This window comes from Gordonia sp. NPDC003429, from assembly GCF_053588575.1.
In genome coordinates this window covers 1-20,499 of sequence record NZ_JBSFQF010000020.1, presented here as the reverse complement: position 1 = coordinate 20,499, position 20,499 = coordinate 1, and the positions used below count along the sequence as shown (strand labels likewise).

Annotated in this window: 20 protein-coding genes; 13 read left to right on the top strand and 7 right to left on the bottom strand. The window is 69.3% G+C overall.

What is annotated here, in order from left to right; genetic code table 11:
* The first annotated feature begins 34 nt into the window (after nt 1–34).
* The 3 genes from ACWDSI_RS18305 to ACWDSI_RS18295 are packed head-to-tail and all read left to right on the top strand — an operon-like array spanning nt 35 to nt 3,725.
* Complete coding sequence (locus tag ACWDSI_RS18305) at nt 35–817, top strand: LLM class F420-dependent oxidoreductase (protein ID WP_449757380.1); 783 nt, start codon at nt 35–37, stop codon at nt 815–817.
* A gap of 4 nt (nt 818–821) precedes the next feature.
* On the top strand, nt 822–1,619 hold the full coding sequence (locus ACWDSI_RS18300; RefSeq protein WP_449757379.1) for a DUF1295 domain-containing protein: 798 nt from the start codon (nt 822–824) through the stop codon (nt 1,617–1,619).
* 36 nt (nt 1,620–1,655) lie between these two features.
* Nucleotides 1,656–3,725, top strand: coding sequence for a TPM domain-containing protein (locus ACWDSI_RS18295; protein WP_449757378.1), 2,070 nt, complete (start codon nt 1,656–1,658; stop codon nt 3,723–3,725).
* 14 nt (nt 3,726–3,739) lie between these two features.
* Here the strand turns inward: ACWDSI_RS18295 and ACWDSI_RS18290 are convergent, their stop codons facing one another.
* Together ACWDSI_RS18290 and ACWDSI_RS18285 are read right to left on the bottom strand one after the other, a co-directional pair.
* Nucleotides 3,740–4,591, bottom strand: a complete 852-nt coding sequence (locus ACWDSI_RS18290; RefSeq protein ID WP_449757377.1) for a phytanoyl-CoA dioxygenase family protein — start codon at nt 4,589–4,591, stop codon at nt 3,740–3,742.
* Nucleotides 4,592–4,631: 40 nt separating this feature from the next.
* Nucleotides 4,632–4,853 carry a PLDc N-terminal domain-containing protein gene (locus ACWDSI_RS18285; RefSeq protein ID WP_449748794.1) on the bottom strand — a complete coding sequence of 74 codons (222 nt, stop codon included), beginning with the start codon at nt 4,851–4,853 and terminating at the stop codon, nt 4,632–4,634.
* Between the two features lie 95 nt (nt 4,854–4,948).
* Between ACWDSI_RS18285 and ACWDSI_RS18280 the strand changes: the two genes are divergently transcribed.
* Nucleotides 4,949–5,407: a MarR family winged helix-turn-helix transcriptional regulator gene (locus ACWDSI_RS18280; protein ID WP_449757376.1), complete on the top strand. Its 459-nt coding sequence runs from the start codon at nt 4,949–4,951 to the stop codon at nt 5,405–5,407.
* Nucleotides 5,408–5,455: 48 nt separating this feature from the next.
* Complete coding sequence (locus tag ACWDSI_RS18275) at nt 5,456–6,739, top strand: MFS transporter (RefSeq protein ID WP_449757375.1); 1,284 nt, start codon at nt 5,456–5,458, stop codon at nt 6,737–6,739.
* 13 nt (nt 6,740–6,752) lie between these two features.
* Here the strand turns inward: ACWDSI_RS18275 and ggh are convergent, their stop codons facing one another.
* A complete protein-coding gene (gene ggh / locus ACWDSI_RS18270; protein WP_449757374.1) occupies nt 6,753–8,093 on the bottom strand; it encodes a glucosylglycerate hydrolase in 1,341 nt (446 codons plus the stop codon).
* Nucleotides 8,094–8,162: 69 nt separating this feature from the next.
* Here ggh and ACWDSI_RS18265 point away from each other — a divergent pair, with 69 nt between their 5' ends.
* Nucleotides 8,163–8,843 (top strand): SDR family oxidoreductase, encoded by a 681-nt coding sequence (locus ACWDSI_RS18265; protein WP_449757373.1) that lies wholly within the window; start codon nt 8,163–8,165, stop codon nt 8,841–8,843.
* A 28-nt stretch (nt 8,844–8,871) separates the two neighbouring features.
* Here the strand turns inward: ACWDSI_RS18265 and ACWDSI_RS18260 are convergent, their stop codons facing one another.
* From ACWDSI_RS18260 to ACWDSI_RS18250, 3 genes are read right to left on the bottom strand one after another with little or no spacing between them, the layout of a single operon-like run.
* The gene (locus tag ACWDSI_RS18260) at nt 8,872–9,267 is read right to left on the bottom strand and encodes a nuclear transport factor 2 family protein (protein ID WP_449748789.1); all 396 of its coding nucleotides are present in this window, start codon (nt 9,265–9,267) and stop codon (nt 8,872–8,874) included.
* A gap of 53 nt (nt 9,268–9,320) precedes the next feature.
* On the bottom strand, nt 9,321–10,493 hold the full coding sequence (locus ACWDSI_RS18255; RefSeq protein WP_449757372.1) for a thiolase family protein: 1,173 nt from the start codon (nt 10,491–10,493) through the stop codon (nt 9,321–9,323).
* A gap of 10 nt (nt 10,494–10,503) precedes the next feature.
* A complete protein-coding gene (locus tag ACWDSI_RS18250; protein WP_449757371.1) occupies nt 10,504–11,988 on the bottom strand; it encodes an MFS transporter in 1,485 nt (494 codons plus the stop codon).
* A 60-nt stretch (nt 11,989–12,048) separates the two neighbouring features.
* Between ACWDSI_RS18250 and ACWDSI_RS18245 the strand changes: the two genes are divergently transcribed.
* From ACWDSI_RS18245 to ACWDSI_RS18220, 6 genes are all read left to right on the top strand, one after another.
* Entirely contained in the window at nt 12,049–12,534 is a 486-nt protein-coding gene (locus tag ACWDSI_RS18245; protein ID WP_449757370.1) for a winged helix-turn-helix transcriptional regulator, read from the top strand.
* A gap of 333 nt (nt 12,535–12,867) precedes the next feature.
* Complete coding sequence (locus tag ACWDSI_RS18240) at nt 12,868–14,103, top strand: glycerophosphoryl diester phosphodiesterase membrane domain-containing protein (protein WP_449757369.1); 1,236 nt, start codon at nt 12,868–12,870, stop codon at nt 14,101–14,103.
* Nucleotides 14,100–14,765: a DUF4129 domain-containing protein gene (locus ACWDSI_RS18235; RefSeq protein WP_449757368.1), complete on the top strand. Its 666-nt coding sequence runs from the start codon at nt 14,100–14,102 to the stop codon at nt 14,763–14,765. Before ACWDSI_RS18240 ends, ACWDSI_RS18235 begins: the two co-directional genes overlap by 4 nt.
* Nucleotides 14,762–16,081, top strand: coding sequence for a DUF4350 domain-containing protein (locus ACWDSI_RS18230; protein WP_449757367.1), 1,320 nt, complete (start codon nt 14,762–14,764; stop codon nt 16,079–16,081). The genes ACWDSI_RS18235 and ACWDSI_RS18230 overlap by 4 nt, the downstream gene beginning before the upstream one ends.
* A complete protein-coding gene (locus ACWDSI_RS18225; RefSeq protein WP_449757366.1) occupies nt 16,078–17,160 on the top strand; it encodes an AAA family ATPase in 1,083 nt (360 codons plus the stop codon). The genes ACWDSI_RS18230 and ACWDSI_RS18225 overlap by 4 nt, the downstream gene beginning before the upstream one ends.
* The gene (locus ACWDSI_RS18220; RefSeq protein ID WP_449748784.1) at nt 17,160–18,455 is read left to right on the top strand and encodes a DUF58 domain-containing protein; all 1,296 of its coding nucleotides are present in this window, start codon (nt 17,160–17,162) and stop codon (nt 18,453–18,455) included. Before ACWDSI_RS18225 ends, ACWDSI_RS18220 begins: the two co-directional genes overlap by 1 nt.
* A gap of 37 nt (nt 18,456–18,492) precedes the next feature.
* Here the strand turns inward: ACWDSI_RS18220 and ACWDSI_RS18215 are convergent, their stop codons facing one another.
* Complete coding sequence (locus ACWDSI_RS18215; protein WP_449757365.1) at nt 18,493–19,485, bottom strand: stage II sporulation protein M; 993 nt, start codon at nt 19,483–19,485, stop codon at nt 18,493–18,495.
* A gap of 259 nt (nt 19,486–19,744) precedes the next feature.
* Here ACWDSI_RS18215 and ACWDSI_RS18210 point away from each other — a divergent pair.
* On the top strand, nt 19,745–20,499 hold a 755-nt coding region (locus ACWDSI_RS18210; protein WP_449757364.1), incomplete at its 3' end, for a DUF222 domain-containing protein.

Genomic DNA, 20,499 nt, shown 5'->3' with positions numbered 1-20,499 from the left:
GACGGATGGTGACCGCGGGGGCAGACTGAAGATCATGGCCTTTCCCATTCGCATCGGAGTTCAACTCCATCCCCAGCACGCCCCCGATTACTCCCTGATCCGCGACGCCGTGCTGCGTGCCGAGGACGCGGGCGTCGACATCGTCTTCAACTGGGACCACTTCTATCCGCTCTACGGCGATCCCGACGGCGCACACTTCGAGTGCTGGACGATGCTGGGCGCCTGGGCCGAACAGACCGAACGCGTCGAGATCGGTGCGCTGGTGACCTGCAACTCGTACCGCAATCCGGAGTTGCTCGCCGACATGGCCCGCACCGTCGACCACATCAGCGGCGGGCGGCTGATCCTCGGCATCGGCGCCGGATGGTTCCAGAAGGACTACGACGAATACGGCTACGACTTCGGGACCGCGGGCAGCAGGCTCGCCGACCTCGGGCAGGCGTTGCCGCGCATCGACTCTCGCCTGGCGAAGCTCAATCCGCCGCCCACCCGCAAGCTGCCGGTGCTGATCGGCGGCAGCGGTGAGAAGAAGACCCTGCGACTCGTGGCCGAGTACGGCGACATCTGGCACGGCTTCAACGACGTGGAGACCTACCGGCACAAGGCGAAGGTGCTCGGCGAGCACTGCGCGGCGGTGGGGCGCGACCCCGACACCATCGAACGGTCGGCGGGACTGCAATTCACCGGCGACGTGGACGAACTGCTGCGCACCGCCGACGCGGTGAGCGCCGAGGGTGTCTCGCTCATCACCGTCGGCACCGGGGGACCCGACTACGACCTCGCCGCGGTGGAAGCCCTCTGCCGCTGGCGGGGATAGCGCCATGTCGGTACTGGCCGTCGTCGCGATCATCGCGGCGGTCATCTCGGCGCTGTGCTGGGTCGCGTCGCTGATCACCGGCGACACGTCGTGGGTGGATCGCATCTGGTCGGTCGCGCCGGTCATCTATCTCTGGGTGTTCGCGGTGGACAGCGACTTCGATACGCGCGTCACGCTGATGGCGGTGCTGGTGTCGGCGTGGGGTGCGCGCCTGACATTCAACTTCGCCCGCCGCGGCGGCTACACCGGCACCGAGGACTATCGCTGGGCGATCCTCCGTTCCCGGATGTCGGGGTGGCAGTTCGGGCTGTTCAACCTGTTCTTCATCGTCATCTACCAGAACCTGCTGCTGGTGCTGATCACGCTGCCCGCCTACACCGTGGCACAGCATCCGGGTGGCTTCGGCGTGCTCGACGTGCTGCTGGCGATCGCCTTCTGCGTGTTTTTGGCCGGGGAGGCGCTCGCCGATCAGGAGCAGTGGGATTTCCACAAGCGCAAGGCGGTCGGCGCGGCGGGACAGAACAGATTCTGCACCGACGGGCTGTTCCGCTTCTCGCGTCATCCCAACTACTTCTTCGAGCAGGCGCAGTGGTGGGTGATCTTCCTGTTCGGTGCGGTGGCGGCCGGGTCGCTGCTGCAACCGACCGTTCTCGGGGCGCTGCTGTTGACGTTGCTGTTCGTCGGCTCGACGAAATTCACCGAGTCGATCACGCTGTCGAAGTATCCGGAGTACGCCGACTACCAGCAGGTGACGTCGGCGCAGATACCGCTGCCGCCACGACGGCAGCCGTCGGTGGCCTGAGCCACTCCGTCGGACGATACGGCTAGATTGGCTGTCATGTTCTCCGCGGGAATGCCGGGGATGTTCCGGCATGTCAACCGGCCGATACCGGCTCTGGGCGCACTGCTTGCCTCCGTCGCGCTGGTGGCGTTGGTGGTGCTGCCCGGACTGTTCGCGTCCGGGCAGGCGCGCGCCGAGGCCCCGACCATGCTGCGTGAGCAGGTCACCGATCCGGCCGGCGTGCTCAGCAGTGCGCAGCGCAACAAGGTCCAGGGCGCCGTCGACGGTCTCTACAGCGCGCATGGCGTGCAGCTGTGGGTGGTGTACGTGAAGACCTTCAACGGGCTCGGTAGCCAGAGCTGGGCCGAGCAGACCATCAAGCTCAGCGATCTCGGTGAGCACGATGTACTGCTCGCCGTGGCCACCGACGACCGTGGCTATCGCCTCGACGCACCCCGTTCCGCCGACGGTCTGGACGCGTCGACCGTCGACTCGATCGCCCGCAACGACGTGGTACCCGCACTAAAGCGCTCCGACTGGTCGGGGGCCGCGGTCGCCGCGGCCAACGGGATCGACGCGGCACTCACCCCGTCGCACACCGGACTCATCACCGCCGGGGTGGTCGGCGGCATCGCGGTGGTCGGCGGTGGCGGCGCCTACCTCTACACGCGTCGGCGCAGGCGTAACCGGGTGGAATCCGAACTCGAGGCGGTCCGCGAGCAGGAACTGACCGCCGACCAGCTCCTCGCCCAGCCGCTTGAGGTACTCGACCCCTGGTCGCGCGAGGTGCTCACCGACACCGACAACGCGATCCGCACCAGCGAGGAGGAGTTGCGGCTGGCCGTCGACGAGTTCGGGGCGGTGCAGACGGCCCCGTTCACCGCTGCTCTCGACGACGCCAAACGCGGTCTGGCCTCGTCGTTCGCGCTGCGGCAACGCCTCGATGACGACGTGCCGGAGACCGCCGACGAGCAACGGTCGATGCTGGTGCAGATCATCACCACCTGCACCGATGTGGACGCCGCGCTCGACGAGCAGGTGAGCGCGTTCGACGAGATGCGCAATCTGCTCATCAACGCCGACGACAGGTTCGGCCAGATCACCCAGCAGTTGGTGGCGCTGCGGGCCCGGCTGGCCGAGTCGGCGGGCAAGCTCACCGAGCTGACCGGGAAGCACGGCGCGACGACGGTGGCCTCGATCGCGCACAACGTCGAGTTGGCCGAGCAGGAGGTCGGTTTTGCCGAGCGCAGCGCCGACCAGGGACGGGCCGCGATTGCGCAACCGGTGGGTAAACAGGGTGCGGCGGTCGCCGCGATCCGGTCGGCCGAGGGTGCGATCGCGCAGGCCGGCAAGCTGCTCGACGCGATCGACAACGCCGACGAGAACATCAGCGCCGCGCACACGCGGATGCCTGCGCTGATCGCGGAGGTCGAGGGCGAGTTGTCGGAGGCGGCGACGCTGTCCACCGACGGCGGACCGGCGCTGGCCACCGCGGTGAGCGCGGCGACGGCGGCGCTGGCCGCGGCCAAGACCGGTTTCGCCGACGATCCGCTCGGGGTGTTCACCGCCCTCGTCGACGCCGACGCCGACCTCGATGCCGCGCTGGCCGGTGCCCGCGACGCGTCCGCCGAACGGGCGCGGCGCACCGAGATGGTGACCGCCGCGCTGGCCGCCGCGCAGGCGAAGGTATCGGCGGCGTCGGATTTCATCGCCACCCGCCGCGGCGCGATCCAGTCGGTGGCCCGCACCAGGCTGGCCGAGGCCCAGCGGCTGCTGGATGCGGCCAACGCCGCTGCGGGCACCGACCCGGGGTCGGCGACCGACTCCGCGCGACGCGCCGGTGCGCTGGCCGATCAGGCGCTGATGGCGGCACAGGGCGACGTGGTGAGCTGGCAGCAGACGCAGCAACCGCGCTCCGGTGGTGGATCGTCGGCGGGTGGCGCGGTGCTCACCGGCATCCTGGTGGACAGCTTTCTGCGCGGCGCGATGCGCGGTGGCGGATACCGCGGCGGGGGTGGCTACGGAGGCGGTTTCGGCGGTGGTGGCTACACCAGCGGGGGGCGCAGCCCCGGGTCGTTCGGCGGGTCGTCGAGTTCGGGGCGGATCGGGACCGGCGGTCGGTTCTGAGTTCGCCGACCGGGTTACCGGGCGGCGTTCTTGACGAACTCGTCCGGGGCGCCGGCGGGCGGTCGAGTGCCCGCGAAGAATCCGCCCCGCACGTGGCGGCGCGTGGTGTGGTCGTCGGTGGCCCGGGCCGCCGAATGCCAGAGGTAGGCGTCGTGCAGCAGAATGTCGCCACGTTCGAGGTACACCCCGATCTCGCCGGGCACCTTTTCGAAGCCCAGCGGCATCGGGAACGGCGGGGGCTGGTCGGTCCAGCCGCCGGCCGGGCGGGCCGTGTCGGGGACGGGCACGTTGTTGGCATTGCGGTAGGGCGCCGGGGTGGCCCACCGGTGACTGCCCGGCACCACGCGGAGGAACCCGTTGGCCGGTGACGTGGCATCGAGGTGGATGGTGAACGCCGCCGACGGCCAGATGTCCATGCTGGGGCTGGCCTGCCAGTCCGAATGCCAGCCGATCCGCGAGTAGCCCGATTCGTGGCCGGGTCGCGCATCCTGGTAGACCACGCCGAACCCGTCGCTCTCCCGCAGCCAGGCGGTGTCACCGATCACGGCGCGCACAGCGGCGAGGAGCCGTTCGTCGGCGAGCGTCGCCCGCACCGTCGCCGACAACTCGTTGACGAATTCGACGTAGTTCGCGAAGGTGTCGGCCTTGGCGGCGTCGTCGAGAAACACCGTCGAGCCGTGGCGAGCGGGTAGCTCACCGGCGATCACCCGGCGCTGTGCGTCGACGCATTCGCGTTCGATGGCGGCGGTGGTGCGGTCGGTGAGCAGGCCGCGCAGGGTGGCGAAGCCGTGGCGGCGGTAGAACTCGGCCAGTGCCCCGGTGTCGGCGGGGCCGAAGATCCCGGGTTCGGGGGGCCAATCGGTCATACGCCCCGAGCGTAGTGCCCGGTGGCGGTGTCCGCGCGAATCACTGTCGGCGGCCGAGTGCCAGATAGGCGATCGGTCCGATGAAATTCACGAAACTTGCTGCCACCCAAGCTTTCTTGGGGCCGCGGACCTGGCCGGCGGGGCGTCGCTTGAGATCCCGTAGCGCCAGGGCCTGCAGACCGAACTGGAGCACCGCACCGAAGATGATGACCGCCCGCGACCGTGCGGGCAGTTGCGAGAAGCGCTTCTTGTCGTGGGTCACGGGCACGAGCCTACTGAACGGTGCGGTGGCTCGAACTCGATCCCGGTGAGGCTCGGACTTTTATTTCGTATCTCTAAGTATTAGACTTACGAACTGTGTCTGATGAAAGTGCCGAGATCGCCCGCCGGTTACGCCCCGCGTTGACCCGGCTCTATCTCGCGCTGCGTCGGCATACACCGATCCCGGAATACAGCGCCGCGCAGGCCTCCGGACTGGCCGTGCTGCTCGACCACGGACCCATGCGAATGGGCGAGTTCGCCGAGCGCGAATCCATTCGTATGCCGACGGCCACCGCGCTCGTCGACGGTCTCCGCAAAAACGGACTCGTCGAAAGGCGCCCCGATCCCGACGACCGCCGAGCCGTGATCGTCGAGCTGACCGACCACGGGCGCGCAGTACTCACCCGGGTCCGCAACGAACGCGACGACGTGCTCGCCGCGGCCATCGCGCAACTCACCGACGCCGACCGGGACCGCCTCGCCGACGCCGCGCCCGCACTCCGGGCGCTTCACCAGCTCCTCGAAGGGGAGCCGACGGCGGCCCGTCAACGCTGACACAGCAACTCCCACACCACCACACGAGTTGGACCACAGAGGAAACACATGACCACAACCCAGGACACCGTCGCGGAGCACACCGCCCCGGCACACACCGAAGACCACTCGCTGATGGACGCGTTCCGCGGCCAGCCGCGCACCGTCTGGGTGACCGCGTTCGCCGCCGTCATCGCCTTCATGGGCATCGGCCTCGTGGACCCCATCCTCAACAGCATCGCCGAGGCCCTCAACGCGCCGCCGGAAAAACTCACCCTGCTCTTCGGCGTCTACGTCGGCGTGCAGTGTGTGGCCATGCTGATCACCGGATGGTCGGCCTACCGGTACGGCCCCAAACGCACCCTGACCGTCGGCCTGAGCCTGATCGTGGTGGCCGCCGGTGTGTCCACCCTGGCGTCGAACATCGACCAGCTCATCGCGTTGCGCGTGCTGTGGGGACTGGGCAACGCCCTGTTCATCGCGACCGCGCTGGCGTTCATCGTGAGCGCCGCCAAGGGCAGCCAGCACGGCGCCATCATGCTGTACGAGGCCGCGCTCGGTGTAGGTCTGGCCGTGGGCCCGCTGCTCGGTGCAGTACTCGGTGAGTGGACCTGGCGGGCACCCTTCGGCGGCACCGCACTGCTCATGCTGATCGGCGCCATCCTGTGCGCGGTGATGCTGCCGTCCGACGGCCCGCGCACCGACCGTCAGCCCGTCCGCATCGTCGACCCGCTCAAAGCGCTGCGCAACCGCACCCTGCTCATCACGTCGATCGGGTCGGCGTTCTACACCGGCGCCCTGTTCACGGTGATCGCCTGGGCACCGATCGCGATGGGTCTGCGTCCCATCTACGCCGGCATGGTGTTCTTCGGGTGGGGTCTGCTGACCGCGCTCGCCGGCGTGTTCCTGGCCCCCCGGCTGGCCCGGTGGATCGGTCAGCGCGGCGGTGTGATGGTGGCCATCGGTACCTACGCCGTGGTGATGGCGCTGGCCGGAGTGGGCACCGCGGAACACCAGGTGTGGCTGATCGGGCTGGCCGTGATCCTGTCGGGCATCCCGTCCGGCGTGCTCAACACGCTGTTCACCGGCGTGGCGATGTCGGCGGGCAACGCAGCCACGCCGCGATCGGTCTCCAGCGCCGGCTACAGCTTCCTGCGCTGGGCGGGAGCCGCGGTGGCCGCGGTGCTGGTGGCCCACCTGGCCGAGTGGTTCTCGTCGCACGCCGCACCCTGGTGGTTCGCCGCCGGGTACTGCGTGATCGCGGTGATCGCGGTGTCGTTCGTGCAGACCACCGCCTCGGAGTCGCATGAGGTCGACGAGGATGCCGCCCTCATCGGCGCCGAGGAGTACTGAGCCTTCGAGCGGCTCAGTCCAGCCAGTCCAGCACCGACGCCGCGGTCCAGCTCTGCTGCATGCTGCCCAGCGCCTCCCCGGTGAAGGGTTCGTAGTATTCGGCGAACGCACCGTCGGTGGCCTGCCGCAGGCCCTCCTCGCGCAGCCGCGCCGACCGTTCCGGCCACCCGCGCCGGGAGAACGCCCAGCTGAACAGCCAGGTCATCACCGGCCACACCGGACCACGCCAGTACTCGCGCGGTTTGAAGTCCATCGAGATCGGCGACGTCGACGGCGGTACCGCGTACCGCAGGTCGGGGTGCCCGCAGAACCGCGGCCCGTCGAACAGACGCAGCAGCGCGCGTTCCCGCTCGCGGGAGAGCCCGCCGCACAGCAGCGGAGCGAACACCGCGATGGTCTCGGTGTTGACCCACTGTTTGGCGCGCAGGTCGTAGTCGCGGGCGGCGCCATTGCGTTCGTTGGCTGCGGCCACCACCCCGTTGCGGAACCGGTCGGCCCAGGCCCGCAGATCCCGCACGTCCGAGCGGGGCTTGGAATAGTCCTCGCCGATGGTGGCCAGCACGTCGCAGGCCAGCGCGAAGATGGCGCTGACGAAGACATCCTCCACCTCGAAGCTCATCACCTTGGGCAGGATGTCGTCGTCGTAGTTGGCGCGTTTCATCTCCTCGACCAGCCAGATGTAGCGGTCGTATTCGAGGTCGCTGGGGCGCATCGAGTTGTCGGTGACGTGGAGGAGGTCGGCGCGGGTGTACGGCGGCAGGTCGTCGCCGGGCACCACCCGCGAGTACGGGCCGTCCCACCGGGGCGAGTTGTCCATCCCCGATTCCCAGCCGTGATAGATCGTGATGCGGCCGCGGCCGTTGGGGTCACGGGCATGCGCCAACCAGCGGTGCCACCGCATCAGTGAACTCCACCGCCGGTCGATGAACTCGTTGGCCACCGCGCGGGTGGAGCGGCCGTGGCGGCGTGAATGGTCCAGAATGCGTTGCACCGCAATGGCATGCACCGGCGGCTGGGTGATGCCGGAGGTGTCCGGATAGTCGGGCGCACAGTCGGCGAGGCGGGCGCATTCCCAGCGTCGCGGCCCGGGAAAGTAGCCGTCGCGGCCGTTGGCGAACACGATGTGCGGGATCATCCCGTTGCTCCACTGGGCGGAGAGCAAGGTGTCCATCTCGATCACCGCGCGTTCCACCGACAGCGGCGCCAACCCCACCGTCACGAACGCCGCATCCCAGCTCCACATGTGCGGGTACAGGCGCGGTGCGGCGCTGGTCATCGTGCCGAGATCGTTGCCGCGCAGCAGGTACGCGGCACGCGCCGACAACTGCGTTGGGGTGAATCCGAAGCGGGCCACCCGTCGATTCTGCACCGCGGCGCACGATGCCGCCGCGCGAGAATGCGGCGGCGGACTACCGTGGCGATCGTGCCCACCGCCTTGATCACCGGAGCCAGCCGCGGCCTCGGCGCGCAGATCGCCCGACAGCTCGCCCCCACCCACGACCTCCTGCTGGGCGGACGCCCCTCACCCGAACTGGACGCGCTGGCCGCCGAACTCGACGGCGCGACGACGTTCGCCGTCGACCTCACCGACCACGACGAGGTCGAGGCGGCCTCCGAGACGATCTCCGCGCTCGACGTGCTGGTGCACAGCGCGGGCATCGGATCGAGTCTGCTGCCCGTCGCCGACACCCCGGCCGACGAATGGCGGCGCGTTCTCGAGGTGAATCTGATCGCCGCAGCCGAACTCACCCGCCAGTTGCTCCCGGCGTTACGGGAGACCGGCGGGCACGTGGTCTTCATCAACTCCGGCGCCGGCATGCGGGCCAATCCGCGGTGGTCGGCGTACGCGGCCAGCAAGTTCGGGTTGCGTGCGCTCGCCGATTCGCTGCGCGCCGAGGAACCCGGCCTGCGCGTGACGTCGGTGTTTCCCGGCCGCATCGACACCGACATGCAGCGCGAGTTGGTGGCCATCGAGGGCGGCGACTACGACCCGTCGGCGTTTCTGGCGCCGTCGACCGTGGCGGGCGCGGTGGTCAACGCGATCCACACGCCGGCCGACGCGCACCCGACGGAGATCGTGTTGCGCCCGACTGGTCGCGGCTAGAGCTGCTCGCGGTCAGAGCTGCTTGAGGTCAGAGCTGCTTGAGATCGGCCGGTTCCCACACCGCCCGCATCGAGGCCACCTTGCCGTCGGCGTCGAACACCATGATGTCGACCGGGGTGATCTCGAAGCGCATCCCCGCAGTACCGGTGACCAGGGTGAACTCGAAGACCGCGGTGTCGCCGGCGATCTTGACCCACTTCAGTGTCGCGGTGCGCTCGTCCATCCCGGTGATCACGCCGTAGAACTCGACGAGCTGCTCACGGGTGTCGCGGATCTCGGCGCCGATGGGGTCTTCCACGGTCGCCGACTCGGCGAACAGGTCGGCGAGTTCGTCGGCGGTGCCGCCGGTGAGCAGTTCGACGTAGCGGTGCACCACCGCGTCGATCCGCTGCGACATCTGCACCTGCTGGTCGTCGACGGTCATCGCACATCTCCCCTGATCCGGAATTAGAACACGTTCTATTTCCGGTCACAGTATCAGTCGAGACGCTCGTAGATCGTCGCGTTGGAGATTCCGCCCGCCTCGCACATCGTCTGCAGGGCGTATCGCCCGCCGCGCTGTTCGAGGGCGTTGAGCGCCGTGGTGGCCAGTCGTGCGCCGCTCGCACCGAGCGGATGTCCCAGCGCGATCGCACCGCCGTGCACGTTGACCCGATCGAGATCGACCTCGAGTTCCCTCCCCCAGGCCAGGACCACAGAGGCGAAGGCCTCGTTCACCTCGAACAGGTCGATGTCTCCCAGCGACAGACCGGCCCGCGCGAGCACCTTGCGGGTCGCGGGGATGATGGCGGTGAGCATCAGCAACGGATCGTCGCCGGCCACCGCGAACGAGTGGACACGTGCCCGCGGCGTGAGCCCCAACTCACGCGCCTTCGTTTCGCTCATCACCAGCACCGCCGCCGATCCGTCGCTGATCTGACTGGCGTTGGCCGCGGTGACGTTCCACCCGATCTCGGGGAACCGACGGGCGATGGCGTTGTCGTGGTAGGCCGATCGCAGCGCAGCGAGTGCCTGGTGCGAGGAGCCCACACGGATGCCTTCGTCGGCGCCGAGTCCGGCCAGCGGGGCGAGTTCACGGTCGAAGAGTCCGTTCTTGGTGGCGGTGGCTGCGAGCTCATGCGAACGTAGCGCGAAGTCGTCCATCTCGGTGCGCGATATACCCCACCGCGCGGCGATGAGCTCGGCCGAAATACCTTGTCCCACAAGTCCGTCCGGGTATCGTGCGGTGAACGCGGAACCGTTGGGGTCGGTGGTGCCCGCCGCGGCCGAGCCCATCGGCACCCGCGACATCGACTCCACTCCGGCGGCCACCACCACGTCGTAGGCCCCGGCGATCACCCCCTGGGCGGCGAACGCGATTGCTTGTTGCCCGCTGCCGCACTGCCGGTCCACCGACACCCCGGGCACCGACTCGGGATAGCCCGCGGCCAGCAGGGCGCGGCGTGCGATGTTGAGGCTCTGTTCGCCGGATTGGGTCACGACGCCGGTGATCACGTCGTCGATTTGCGTCGCGTCGATTCCGGTGCGCTCGACGATCTCGCGCAGGCTGTGGGCGAGGAGATCCACCGGGTGCACACCGTGCAGGGCGCCGGTTTCCTTACCTTTCCCGATGGGCGTGCGTACCGCGTCGACGATGACTGCTTGGGACATGACTGCTCCTTCAGGTGGTGGACAGGTCCGGCGCCGGCTGCGACGGATCCGGAGAGTTCGGGTTGGCGGCGATCGGATCGGGGAGTGTTGTGCGGCGCAACGGGCCGAGCGCCACCAGCGCGGCGGCGCCCGACACCGCGGCGACGATCCACCAGCTCGCGGTGCCCAGACCGGCGGCGAGAACCGCGACGAGGGCACTCGTACCGATCGTGATGCCCATCTGTCGGGCCATCGTCACCACGGCGCTGCCACGACCGGCCATCGTCGCCGACAATCCCGCGGTCACGTTGGCCAGCAGCCCGGGCATCACCAGGCCCACGCCGACACCGCCGAGCAACCAGCCGGGCAGGAAACCTGCGGCGTAGGACGGACCGCGGGCACCGGCGGCGGTGAGTCCGATCAAAGCCATCCCGAGCGCCCATAATGCCGCGCCGGCGGCCGCCAGAATCCAGGGTGAGATCCGCCGCGACAGCCCGGCAGTCGCGGTGGTGGTGAGCGGCACCATCAGCGGTCCGGGAGCCACCGCCAATCCGCTGAGCAGCACCGAGTATCCCCACGCCTGCTGCAGCAGGAGGATCGCGTTGAGCAGGCCGGCGGCGAACGCCGCGCTGAACAACAGCATCGATGCCGAGCCCAGGGTGAATCCCCGGTCGGCGAAGAGGGCCGGCGGGATCAGCGGGTCGGCGCTGTGACGGTCGACGACCACGAACACCGAGCCGAGCACGACGGCCGCGATCAGCGCGCTCAGCGACGCCGGTGACGCCCAGCCCCACCGGTCGCCCTGCACCAGGTAGAGCACTGCCAGCGCACCGGCACTCGCGAGGAGACCCGCGCCGAGCACGGCGTCCACCGTGCCACGACGGCCAGGGCGGGCGCCTGTGCTCGCCTTGCCCGTGGCTGCTGCGCTGCCTGGTGCTGAGCGTCCGCGGAACAATCGCAGCGCCGCCACCACGAATCCGATGCCGATCGGCACGTTGATCAGAAACGCTGCCCGCCAGGAGAACTCGACGAGGACGCCACCGATCACGGGTCCCAGCGCCGCGGCCATGCCCGATGTGGCCGCCCAGATACGGATGGCGCCTGCCCGCCGCTCCGGCGGCATCGAGGTCACCAACAGCGCAAGGCTGGCCGGGGTGAGAGCGGCGGCGCCCACGGCCTGCAGGACTCGGGAGGCGATCAGCACACCGAGTGTCGGCGCCGCCGCTGCCAACGCACTTCCGACGGTGAACACCGCCACGCCCGTCACGAATCCCCTGCGGTTGCCGACTCTGTCGCTCCATCCGCCCAGCGGAATCAGCAACGCCGCGAACGTGATCGCGTATGCCGAGAGCGTCCAGCTGACCGCCGTCAACTCCGCTCCCCCGAAATCGGCGGCGATCGTGTCGAAGGCGACGTTCACCACGAACATGTCCAGCGCCACCAGGAACGGGGCACCGCAGGCGACGAACAGGATGGCGCCCGTGCCCCGTCCCGCACTCTGACTATTGCTTTGCATAGTTAGAGCAGTACCCCCTGACTATGTATTCGTCAAGTCAGAAGTAGTAGACTCTCCGCCATGGAACTTCGCGGTGTGCTCGCCGACCGGGACGCCTGGTCGGCCGACAGGTGCTCGATCGACAAGTCACTCGGTGTGATCGGGACCCGCTCGGCGATGCTGATCCTGCGCGAGGCGTTCTACGGCGCCACCCGATTCGACGAATTCGCCCGCCGCGTCGGCATCACCGACGCCGTCGCGGCGGCGCGGCTGCGGGAACTCACCGAGTCGGGAGTCTTCGAGAAGGTGCCCTACCGGGAACCCGGCCAGCGGCAGCGGTACGAGTACCGGTTGACCGCGACGGGACGTGACTTGCTGCCGGTGGTGATCGGACTGATGCAGTGGGGTGACCGCCACCTCCAGCCCGACGGTGCGCCGCTCGACCTCACCGCCATCTCCGACGGCGAGCCCATCCGCGTCGCGGTGGTCGACGCCGACGGCACCGAACTCGGGCCCGACGACATCGCGGTCCGAGCCGCCAGACGGCGGCGGCGCGACCGAGCGTGATTGCCGGCCGGGCGCCATCGTCACAACCAGCGCCGCGATGACGCCGGTCAGCGTCCAGATGGGCACGGGTCCGGACCGTCATCGAGGTCGCGGTCCTCACCGCGGTGGCAGTGCTGATCCTGGCCATCGGGACGCTCCTGATTAGCGCTGTTGCCGGCCTGACCTGACACCGGGGTGCGGTGCGCCGGCGCGATCGACGACGATCGGCGTTCATCCGCGCGGTGGACGGCGACGGGGTGTTTGCTGCCCGATTTGATAGGTTCGCCGACAACAGACGCGTGCCGACGACTCGTCGCGCGGGTCATTTCAGCGTTGCCGTCGGGGAGGGCGCAGATGAACGAGGGGCAGCCCGAGGACCCGTCGCACTGGTCGGCCGTGCCGCCGCCACCCGAATACAGCGGGCCGCCGGGATACGGGGTGCCACCGGGTTACGGGGTGCCACCGGGATACGGGGTGCCACCGGGTTACGGGGTGCCACCGGGATACGCCGAACCGCAGCCCCAGTGGGGATCCGGGGTCGGAGACCCGCCCGGCCAGGCCTGGTATCCGCTGCCACCCGCCCCCTACCCGGAGGGCAGGCAGTTTGCGCCCGAGTACCGGCCCGCCCCACCCGGGTACGGCGCCGATGGCTGGCCCCCGCCCCAGATCTCCGCGCACCGTCCGGGCAGCATCCCGCTGCGACCCCTCGGCGTCGGCGACATCGTGCAAGCGGTGTTCGCGGTGATCTTCCGCAATCCCCGAACCACCGTGGGCCTGAGTGCCGCGGTGTTCGCGGTGGTGGGCACGGTGGCGGTGGTCCTGACCATCGGAGTGCAACTTCTCTCCTCGACCGTCACGTTCACGCCCGCCCACTACGCCTCCGACTTCGGGGTCCGAACCTTCGCCGGCGCGTTGATCGCCGCCGCGCTGGCCGGGCCGATGGCCTACCTGGTGAATCAGGATGCGATCGGCGCGCGGCCGGGCATCACCGAATGCTGGCGGGCCATCCGTCCGGTGCTCCTCCGGCTGATCGGCACCTACCTCCTGCTGGCCGCCATCGAGATCCTGCTGTTCCTGCCCGGTCTCGCCCTTGCGGTGGCGACCTTCGCCACCATCGGATTCGAAACGGCCGCAATCCTTCCGCTGCTGATCGCGGTTCCAATCGTGATCATGGTGCCGCTGCTCTGGTTCTCGGTGCGCGCGGCGGCGGCATTGCCCAGCGTGGTCATCGAAGGCCTGGGTCCGCTCGACGCGCTGCGCCGGTCGTACGCGCTCACCCGCGGATCGTTCTGGCGCTACCTGGCCGTCACGATGCTGATAGGAATCATCGTCAGCATCGTCACCCAGGTGATATCGGGCGGATTCGGCCTTGTCGGGTCGGCGTTCAGTGGTGACCTCGCTCTCGTCGGCAGCGTGGTGTCCGTCGGCGGAACTGTGCTCGCGTTGGCGGTGGTGCAACCGTTCTCCGCCACCTGTTCCGCGGTGATCCACCTCGACGCGCGAGTCCGGCAGGAAGGCTACGACCTGGTGTTGTTCGAGGCCGCGCAACGCCGGACCCCGTGGCAGAACTCCGGTCCGCAGCCACGATGATCCGGTCAGTCCTCGCCCTCGACCCGGACAACGACACCGCCCGCCGCTGGAGTCAGGACGAATTGTCGCGGGCCGAATACCAGCCACCCGACCAGCGATCGGGTGGAGTTCTCGACACCATCCGCGACTGGTTGTCCGACAGATTCGCCGACATCTTCGGTGTCGCCAAGCCGGTGCCGGTGATCATCGCCATCGTCGTCGGCGTTCTCGTGGTGCTTCTCGTCATCTACGGGCTGCGGTTCGTGCGTCGCGTCCCGAAGCATGAACGGTCGGACCGCCGGCGGGTGCTCGACGAGACACCCCACTCGGCGAGGCAATTGCGCGCCCGAGCCGAAGAGTTGCTGGCCGCGGGCGACGCGGACGGCTGCGTGCGGGAGGCGATGCGGGCACTCACCCGCCGCGCCGCCGAGCGCGGCCTGCTCACCGACGCCCCGTCGCTCACCGCACACGAGGTGGCCGCGGAGTTGTCGCGGCACTTTCCCGATGATCGTTCCCGCCTCACCGAGGCGGGGAACCTGTTCGACGCCGTGCGCTACGGCGGCAGGCACGCCACCGCCGATCAGGCGAGGTCGCTGCTCGACCTGGAATCCGTTCTGGCCGAACGCTCACCGCACACCGGACCCATCGATCCGGCCGACGCCGGATTCGCGGTGCCGCGGTGAGCGCCCCGGTCGCACCACCGCCGAGCGCGCCGGGCGGCGCCCGGTGGGCGGCGCCACGGGTGGGTCCTCCATCTCGTCGGCGCTGGGTGCGGTGGGTGGTGGGCGTGCTCGCCGCGCTCGTCGTCGTGGCACTGCTGGGCATCCTGCTCGTGTTCGCCGCACCCACCGGTTCGCACCGACCGATGAACGCCGTCCCCTACGATCCGGCCAACGCCGGTCCGGCCGGCACCCGGGCATTGGCCCGGGTGATCGACCAGCACGGCGCGCAGGTGAACGTGGCGCGGGGTCTGGACGCGCTGCGGGAGCAACCGGAACCCACCGCCGACACCACCGTCGTCGTGACCAGACCCAACGACCTCTCCGACGACACCGCGCGCGACCTCCTCGACCGTGTCCGCGATGCGCACCGACTGGTGCTGATCAACCCCTCGGCATTCGTACTGGCGAGGTTGGACCTTCCGGTGACCGAGGCGCGCGGATCGACGGCGTCGTCGGCGAGGGCCGGCTGCCGTACGGACGGCATCGCACCCACCGACGTCATCTCCAACGACGTGAACGGTTACGTCGCCCTCGACTCGGTCTCCACCAGTTGTTTTCTCACGACCGGCTACCCCGACGAGCCGCCCGGGGCGAACGTGGTGTTCAGCCCGCGCACCGCCGAACGCCCCGAGGTGGTGGTGATGACCGGCGCATCGGTGCTCAACCAGAATCTCGCACGCTACGACAATGCCGGGGTCGCGATCCGTGTGATCGCCGAAACCCCTGCGGTCCTCTGGTATCAACCCCAGATCCGCGATCAGGTGCCGGCGCGGAAGAAGCCCGGTCCGCCGTCGGACGTGCCCAACTGGATCGGTCCCCTGGTGCTGCTGTCCTTCTTCGCGTTGCTGGCCCTGATGTTCTGGCGCGGAAGGCGTTTCGGGCCGGTGGTGGGCGAACCGCTACCCGTGGTGGTCAAGGCGATCGAAACCACAGAATCCCGTGGCCGGATGTATCACCGGGCCGGTGCCGACGCGCGAGCGGCATCCATCCTGCGTATCCGCACCCTCAGCCGCCTCGCCCGCTACTTCGGCCTCCCCTACGATCCGGGGCGTGCGCTCGACGCCCTCGACGTCTCCGACGACGACACCGCGGGGCTTCCCGACGACGCCGATCCGGCACTGCGCGCGATCATCTCGGCGACCGCCGCCGCAGCGCATCGCGATCCTCGCGAGGTCCACGCACTGCTCGCCGGGCCGCTTCCGAGTGGCGACGCCGACCTCTTGGCCTTCTCCGACGAACTGTCCGCCCTCGACCAGAAAGTGCGTCGCACCCCATGACCACGCCGTTCCCGCCCCAGCCCGTTCCCCCGCAACCCGTTCCCCCGCAACCCTTTACCTCCCAGCCGCTGCCCGCGCAGGGATTCGGACCGCACACCCCGCCCGCACCACAGGGCGCTGCCGCGGTCGCCGCACCCGGGCGCGGCGCGCTCAACGCCGTGCGGGTGGAGGTGGCCAAAGCCGTGGTGGGCCAGGACGCGGCCGTGGCCGGAATCCTCATCGCACTGCTGTGCCGCGGTCACATCCTGCTCGAAGGTGTTCCCGGCGTTGCCAAGACGCTGCTGGTCCGGGCCACCGCAGGCGCCCTGCACGTGGAGACCACGCGCGTGCAGTTCACCCCGGACCTGATGCCCGGTGACGTCACCGGGTCGCTGATCTTCGACAGCGCCACATCGGAATTCACGTTCCGCGAGGGCCCGGTGTTCACCAATCTGCTCCTCGCCGACGAGATCAACCGGACCCCGCCGAAGACGCAGGCGGCGCTGCTGGAGGCGATGGAGGAACGCCAGGTCACCGTGGACGGTCGGCCGCGGCCGTTGCCGGATCCGTTCCTGGTGGCCGCCACCCAGAACCCGGTGGAGTACGAGGGCACCTATCCGCTGCCCGAGGCCCAGCTCGACCGCTTCCTGCTGAAGGTCACCCTGCCGATCCCGCCGCGCGACGACGAGATCACCGTATTGTCCAGGCACGCCGCTGGTTTCGACCCGCACGACCTGGCCGGGGCCGGGCTGCGGCCGGTGGCCTCGGCGGCCGACATCCGCGCGGGCGCCGGCCAGGTCCGGCAGGTGTCGGTGGCGCCGCAGGTCAGTGCCTACATCGTCGACATCGCGCGCGCCACCCGGGTCTCTCCGTCGTTGTCGCTCGGCGTCAGCCCACGCGGCGCCACCGCGCTGCTGTCCACCAGCCGGGCGTGGGCGTGGCTCAACGGCCGTGACTTCGTCACCCCCGACGATGTCAAAGCGCTCGCGCAATCCACTCTGGCGCATCGTCTCTCGCTGCGTCCCGAGGCAGAACTCGAGGGTGTGTCGGTGGCGGCGGTGCTCGACGCCGCGATCGGCTCCGTCCCGGTTCCCCGCTGATGGTGATCACCGGTCGCTTCTTCGCGCTCGTGGCGGCGGGCGCGGTGGTCACGGTGGCGTTCCCGCACTACTGGGTGGTGCTGCTCTGGGTGCTGGGCTGTGTGCTGCTGGCGGTGATCGACGTGGCCGCCGCAGGCCGGGTGCTGTCGCCGATACGTCTGAGCCGGGTGCCCACAGCACCTGTGCTGCTGGGTGATTCCACCACCTCGGCGCTGGTGATCACCAACATCTCACCGCGCCGGTACACCGCTACGGTGCGCGACGCGTGGCAGCCGTCGGCGGGCGCCGGGCGGGAGCTGCACCCGGTGAGCATCGAACCCGGCGAGCACAGCACCGTCGTCACCACCCTCACCCCGGTGCGGCGCGGCGACCGGCTGGCGGTGCGGGTCACCATCCGGCGCCTCGGACCGATGGGGCTGGCCGGTCGCCAGCGCAGCATGCCCGTCCCCGGTTTCGTGCGGGCACTGCCTCCTTTCAACTCACGTAGGCATCTGCCGTCGCGCCTGGCGCAGCTGCGTCAGCTCGACGGACGCTCGGCCGTGCGAATCCGGGGGCAGGGCACCGAATTCGACTCGCTGCGCGACTACGTGGAGGGTGACGACGTCCGCAGCATCGACTGGCGCGCCACCGCGCGCCGCCGGTCGGTGGTGGTGCGCACATGGCAGCCGGAGAAGGATCGCCATGTGGTGATCGTGCTGGACACCTCGCGCACCTCGGCGGGGCGCGTGGGCGACGCTCCCCGGCTCGACGCCGCGATGGACGCCGCGCTGCTGCTGGCATCCCTGGCAACGCATGCCGGCGACCGCGTCGATCTCGTCGCCGGCGACCGGCGGGTACACCGACGGGTGGTCGGCGCGCCGCGCACCACGCTGCTAAGTGACTTCGTGACGGCGATGGCGCCGCTGGAACCGGCTCTGCTGGAGGCGGATTGGTCGATGCTCAGTGCCGAGGTCAGCAAGATCTCCCGGCAGCGCGCGCTGGTGGTGCTGCTCACCCCGCTGGAACCGGCCGCCGTGGAGGAGTCCCTGTTGCCACCGCTGGCGGTGCTCGCGGGACGGTATCGCGTGGTGGTCGGGTCGGTGGCCGACCCGGAGTTGACCGCCATGGCGCAACGCGGTGGTGACGCCCGGCAGGTGTACGACGCGGCGGCCGCGGCCCGGACCCTCACGCTGCGGTCGCGCACCTCCACCGCGCTGGGCAGACTCGGCGTCGACGTCGTCGACGCCGACCCGGATCGCCTGCCCGCCGCCCTCGCCGACCACTATCTGCTGCTGAAATCGCGCGGGATGCTCTGAGCCGGGGCGTTCGCACGGCATCGCCGCGCAGTGACGCTCAGGCGACCGGGATGGCGTATCCCCGTTCGGATTCGCTGAGATCACCGGTCTCACCGTCGTCATGTGCCCGGCGGCCGAGCACGAAGACATAACCGAGGAATCCCAGCCACACCACCACGCCGATCGCGATCCGCGCCCACGTCGGCAAACCCGACGGGGTCACGAAGGCCTCGATGAGCCCACTGATGAGCAGCAGGCCCACCAGGCCGAGCGCCACCGCGATCGCCTCGCGGCCGCGGCGGGCCAACGACTCCGTGCGCGTCTGCTCGCCGGGCGACACCCAGGCCCAGAACACACGCAGACCCACCCCCGCGGCCACGAACAGACAGGTCAGTTCGAGCAGGCCGTGCGGTGCGATGAGCCCGAAGAACAGGTCGCCGCGGCCGTGCCGGATCATGATCGACGCCACGATCGAGACATTGAGGATGTTGCTGTACAACATCCAGATCACCGGCAGACAGAACACCCCCAGCGCGATGCACAGCACCGCGAGCCGGAAGTTGTTCGTCCAGACCTGAAACGCGAACGCCGATGCGGCATGTTCGCTGTAGTAGTTCTCGAAGTCGTTGTCGACCAACTCGTTGATCTCGGCCGGCGAACCGAGACTGCGTTCGACGTCGGGGTGCGCCAGCAACCACCAGGTGACCGCGACCGCGAACCCCACCGACACGGCCATCACCGACACCCACCACCACCGCATCGCGTAGAGGGCCGCGGGAAACGTGCGAGTCAGGTACCGGCCCACCTGCGACCAGGTGGACGCGGTGGTGCCCGCCGACCGTGAGCGGGCCCGGGCCAGCAGCGCCGACAGGTACCCCACCAGGGCGGCGTCGGGTGCGGTGGACCGGATCACCGACAGGTGGGTCGCGGTGCGCTGGTAGATGTCGAGGATCTCGTCGGCCTCCGCACCGGTGAGACGACGGCGACGCGAGAGTTCGTCGAGCCGATTCCAGGTGGGCGACTTGGCGCGTACGTAGGCGTCGAGATCCACCCGCCCAGACTAGCGGCGTCGCCGCGCGGAAGGGATCGCTCCCGCCCGAACGTCATTCGTGTGGAGCAGCATCCGCCGCCGGCAGATGGAGTGACCACCTTGCCCCCAACCCGTGAGATGGTCCGCGCGCCGTCGCCTCCGATGGTCGGCCCCGCGACGACGGGGTCCGCACCTGAGGTGATCGCTGTCGGCGACGCAAACGTCCGGAGTGTGATACTGTAGAACATACGTTCGATACGACGGGTTGGGGGTGAGGTTCATGTCGGCGGCACCGGAGGTTTCGGCGGCACCGGAGGTCATTGCGCGGTTGCATGCGGTGCTTGATGAGATCGCGGCCGCCGATGTGTCGTCGTGGAGTGATGACGAACTCGTCGCCGCGGCCACCGAACTCGAACGTGCCCATCATCGGGTGCCGGCCGTGGGCAACCGGGCGTTGGTGGAGATCTCTGATCGTGATATTCCCCGCCGACGCGGATTTCGCAGTGTGATCGCGTTCTTTTCCCACGCGCTGCGGATCACCGAACCGGTTCGCCGTAAACGGCTCCTCGAACACACCGCCCGATTTCATTCGGCCACCGGGCAACTGTTGGCACCGTCGTGTCCGACGTTGGCCGACAAGTGCGCCGACGGCAGCGCCGGGATGGCACACGCACTGGTGGTGCTCGACGTCCTCGACAAGATCCCCGCCGCCACACCCCACGATGTGCGGGTGGCCGCCGAGCAGACGATGAGCCACTACGCGGGCACTTTGAGCCCACCCGAACTCGGGCAGGTCGGGGCACGATTGTTGGCCCATCTCGATCCCGACGGTCACCTCACCGACGACAACGACCGAGCCCGCCGCCGCAACCTGTGGCTCAACCGTCAAGACACCCAGCTGATGTCGAAACTCAACGGTCACCTCGACCCGCAGACCCGCGCCATGTTCGACGTGGTCCTCGACGCGTGGGGCAAACCCGGACTGAACAATCCCGACGACGACGCATCGCCACGAGGACCCGTCGGGGATGCCGA